Consider the following 4,596-nt stretch of genomic DNA (forward strand, 5'->3'; position numbering starts at 1 on the left):
CCAACTCTGTGTATCTGAAACAGCGCCTCGCGAACAAGTTCGCTCCTACAGTCGATCAACCGGCACATGGAAGACATACGCCATCGGCAGCGGTGAGGTATTTGATATGGCCAAGCTTTTCAGCGAAAAGTACCTGCTGACAGCCTGACCGGGGGCAGAGTATCTGTAGGAGCCAACTTGTTGGCGAGGCGACCACCGCGGTGCGCCTGAAACGCCGCCTCGCGAACAAGTTCACTCCTACAGTGCGCTCTGGCCCAGCCCCCATGTAGGAGTCGGGCTTGTCCCGCGACCGGCGGGGAACCCGTCGTAAAACCTGCACATGCGGTGTGACTGGCAGGCCGCGCGCACCGGTTTACTGCCGCTGCGCGCCAGATCGCGGGACAAGCCGCGCTCCTACAGCCGATCACCCGCCACATTGAAGACATACACCCTGCGCAGCGGTGAAGCATTTGATACGGCCACGCTTTTCAGCAAAAAACACCGGCTGAAAGCTTGACCGGGACCAGAGTATCTACACGCTGCTGTGTTTTGTCGTGTACACGACTCTTGGGGCTATGTCTGTGTGGTGCGGGGCTCTGCGTCTTTCCAATGACGCATTTCTTCTTCGATAAAGTGGGTCACCAAATCCCGGTACATCTTCTCAACCGCATCGGCGCTAAGGCCGGCTTCTTCTGCCCAAAGCCTGCGCTGCGACAGCATGGCCTTAAAGCGTTCAAGCGCTCTCACGGACGTTTCTGATGTCTTGAATCTGGAGGCTACTTTTACATAGTCAAAGCGTTTACCGAGCATGAAGATTATGTCGCGATCAATGCGATCGATTTCACGTCGGATGTCATCCATCCCTGAACAGACGTCGGGGAGTAATGGCGGGTGGGAGGTCATGTTTATCATCCTTGGCCGAAAACATTTCTGAAGCTGCTATCCAGCAGCAGGCAGCAATGTACCGGGTTTGGACCTTGTGCCGCATCAATAACAAGCTCTGTAGGAGCCGCTGCGGATAATTGTGGCTGAGGGCGCAGTTCAATCTGTAGGAGCCAACGTGTTGGCGAGGCGACCAACGCGGTGCGCCTGAAACGCCGCCTCGCGAACACGTTCACTCCTTGTGCGTTCTGGCCCTGAACCCCATGTAGGAGTCGGGCTTGTCCCGCGACCGACGGGGAACCCGTCGTAAAACCTGTGCATGCAGTGTGACTGGCAGGCCGCGCGCACCGGGTTTACTGCCGCTGCGCGCCAGGTCGCGGGACAAGCCGCGCTCCTACAGTCGATCAATCGCCACGTTGAAGACATCCGCCCACGGATGACCAGCGGCCGATAATTGTGGCTGAGGGCGCAGTTCAATCTGTAGGAGCCAACTTGTTGGCGAGGCGACTAACGCGGTGCGCCTGAAACGCCGCCTCGCGAACACGTTCACTCCTACAGTCGATCAACCGCCACGTTGAAGACATCCGCCATCCGCAGCGGTGAAGTATTGGGGTACGAGGCGCTGCGTCTTCCCAATGGCGCATGTCTTCTCCGGCGACTCCTACAGTCCCGTGTTTGCTGCGCGACAGCGCGGCATCTAGACGACGGGCGATCTTTGCAGGTAACGCAGCTACCTCACTTCAACACCAACAACCGATAAACCCCGGCCTCGCTTTCAATCCCGTGGGTGTCGTGGGTGAAACCGGGGAAGGATTTGTCGAAGCTTTCCAGTGCTTTCAAATACGCCAGCAATGGGCCATCTGCCGGGCCTGCGTTTTCGCCGGGCATCAGCAGCGGAATCCCCGGTGGATACGGCACGATCCCGGTAGCGACGATACGGCCAGCGGCCTGTTCGAGGGTCACTAACTCCACTTCGTTCTTGACCAGTTTTTCGTAGGCTTCGACCGGGCTGTATTCAGCCTGTGGAAGCATGCCGAAGGCTCGTGCCATGGTCGAGGTGGTTTTGTTTTTCTTCATCGCCGCGAAGATGTCTTGAGCCAGGTCTTTCAGGCCCATGCCGGCATAGCGTTGCTGGTTCGCGGTGAGCAGGTCGGGCAGGCACACTTCGAGTTCGAGGTTGTTGTCGTAGTCGCGTTTGAAATCGAGCAGTGCATTGACCAACGTGCCCCATTTGCCTTTGGTGATGCCGATGGAGAACAGGAACAAAATGGTGAAATCGGTGGTTTTCTCGACCACGATCCCTTGCCGCCCCAGATACGCGCTGAGCACGCAGGCCGGGATACCAAAGTCGAGCAACTGCCCGTCGTCACCCATGCCGGGGCTGAGCACCGAGACCTTGATTGGGTCGAGCATGCAGTAGCCGTCTTCGATGTCGCCGAAGCCGTGCCAGACCTCGTTGGGATGAAGCACCCAACAGTTCGGGTCAGTCCTGAGGGTCATCGGGTCGACGTGATGGAACGCCACAGTCTGCCCGTCCACCTGCACCGAAGGTGGCTGCCAGCAGGAGAAAAACCAGTCGTCGTTACTGAGCATTTCGCTCTGCATGCGCGAAATGACCTGGCGAAATGCGACAGCCTCTTCAATCGATTCGTTGGTCAGAATCTGCCCGCTGGGCGCTTCCATCATCGCCGAACTGACGTCGCACGAGGCCATGATCGCGTAGTTGGGCGAGGTCGAGGCGTGCATCATGAACGACTCGTTAAAGCGTCCATGAGGGATCGGATTACGCCCGTTGCGCACATGAATCATCGATGCCTGGGACAACGCGGCCAGCAGTTTGTGGGTCGATTGCGTGGCGAATACGGTAGGCCGTGATTCGTCGTGATCGTCCGGGCTGCCGTGCATCGCAAAGCGGTCGTGGTACAGCGGATTGAACCGCGCATAACCGTACCAGGCTTCGTCGAAATGCAGCCGGTCAACGCTCTGCCCCAGCAGTTCTTCAACGCGTGTAACGTTGTAGGTCAGGCCGTCGTAGGTCGAGTTGGTGATGATCGCGTGGATCGGCGTGGGGTCGATGCTTTGCGTGACCAGCGGGTTGTTGGCAATTGCCGCTTTCACCGCTTCGGCGCTCAGGGTTTGCGGCAGGATCGGGCCGATGATGCCGAAGCGGTTGCGGGTCGGCACCAAGTACGTGGGAATGGCGCCCGACAGCGTTATCGCATGCTCAGCGGACTTGTGGCAGTTGCGATCACACAGCGCGATCTGGTTGCGCGTGACGCTGGCCATGAGGATGACGCGGTTGGAGGTCGACGAGCCGTTGGTGACGTAATAGGTGCGATGGGCACCGAATACCTTGGCCGCGTAGCGCTCGCCCTGACCGATCGGGCCGCTGTGATCGAGCAACGAGCCAAGTTCACCGACCGAAATCGACAAGTCCGAGCGCAGCAGGTTTTCCCCGAAAAACTCGTAAAACGCCCTGCCCGCCGTGCTTTTTAGAAATGCCGTGCCGCCCGCGTGCCCAGGCGTGTGCCAGGAATACTCATAGGTACGCGCAAATTTGAGCAGTGCGCCGAACATCGGTGGCAGTACCGCCTGGCGATAACGCTCGATAGCGGCCAGTATCCGTCCGCTAAGGAAGCGGCTGGTGTCTTCAGGTAGCCAGATGAAATCATCCGCATGTTGCATCACCACAAGCGGGATACTTGATGCGGTGCTGCGGTCGCTGATCAGAAATACCGGCACTCGCGTATTACGCTCGCGCAAATGGGTCAGCAGCTTGATGCACTCCGTATGCCCTGCGCTCTTATCCATCTCCCAGCTCAACAGTACACACTGAATGGCGGGATCTGAATGCAGGATCGACGTCGCGTCGCTCAGGCTTTCCGAGAACAACACGCTGATGGAGCGCTCTTCTACATCACTGATCAGTTGATCCAAGGCGCGACCGAACACCGTGCGCTTATCGGGCGGACTGCTGATCAGCAGGGTGAGCATGCCCAATGAATGTCTGTTTTCCGTCATGACCTAACCTCCAGAGCAGCCCCGCTCAAGCTGTTAACCGGGATAGGTTGCCCTTCAATATGCCGAGCGCTGACCGTCTGGACCGGCACGCTGTTATTGATCGCTTCGAGGCGGATCAAACGATTGTTGACGAAGCCAAACAGCGTGTAGCCAAAGATGGTCGCAACCCCGCCGAGCATCAGCGCTTGCTCCCCCGAGGCGTATAGCGCCAGATAGCTGTAGGCTGCGGCGATCCAGGCAACGATGTTGGTAACCAGCGCTTTGCCCGCAGGCACATTGGATACCTTCTGCATGGTCATCAAAGCCGCCATGGACAGGATGTAGGGCACCAGATTGGTGACCACCGCCAGGTTCACCAGAACATCGAACTGCTTGCTCAGGTTCGGGCTGATCGTCAAAAGAGCAATCGCGGTCTGCCCCGCCAGGAGAACCAGCATGCCCACGATCGGAGTACCTGTCTTGGTGGCCTTGGCGAAGATCGGCAGGAAGTACCCTGTGTCCGCCGAACTCTTGAACACCTGCGCGATGGTGAACTGCCAACCCAGCAACGAACCGACGCAGGCCAATATCATCAAGCCCATCACCACATTGCCCACCAAGGGGTTGAACATCTGGGCGAAGGCCAAGCCGAACGGCGCAGTGGACGCGACCAGTTCGGGGTTGCTGACAATCCCGGCGATAACGTTGGTGGACATGATGTAGATCACCGCCGCC

Annotated in this window: 3 protein-coding genes; all 3 read right to left on the reverse strand. The window is 58.3% G+C overall.

The window, feature by feature from the left end; genetic code table 11:
* Positions 1-552: 552 nt before the first annotated feature.
* Positions 553-882, reverse strand: a complete 330-nt coding sequence (locus tag VGC62_RS22905; RefSeq protein WP_331189361.1) for an isochorismate lyase — start codon at positions 880-882, stop codon at positions 553-555.
* 714 nt (positions 883-1,596) lie between these two features.
* Positions 1,597-3,882: an Orn/Lys/Arg decarboxylase N-terminal domain-containing protein gene (locus tag VGC62_RS22910; RefSeq protein WP_331189362.1), complete on the reverse strand. Its 2,286-nt coding sequence runs from the start codon at positions 3,880-3,882 to the stop codon at positions 1,597-1,599.
* Positions 3,879-4,596, reverse strand: a 718-nt coding sequence (locus tag VGC62_RS22915; protein ID WP_331189363.1) for an amino acid permease, incomplete at its 5' end; no start/stop codon positions are given. The genes VGC62_RS22910 and VGC62_RS22915, both read right to left, overlap by 4 nt.

It is taken from the genome of Pseudomonas sp. (assembly GCF_036404235.1).
Classification (GTDB): domain Bacteria; phylum Pseudomonadota; class Gammaproteobacteria; order Pseudomonadales; family Pseudomonadaceae; genus Aquipseudomonas.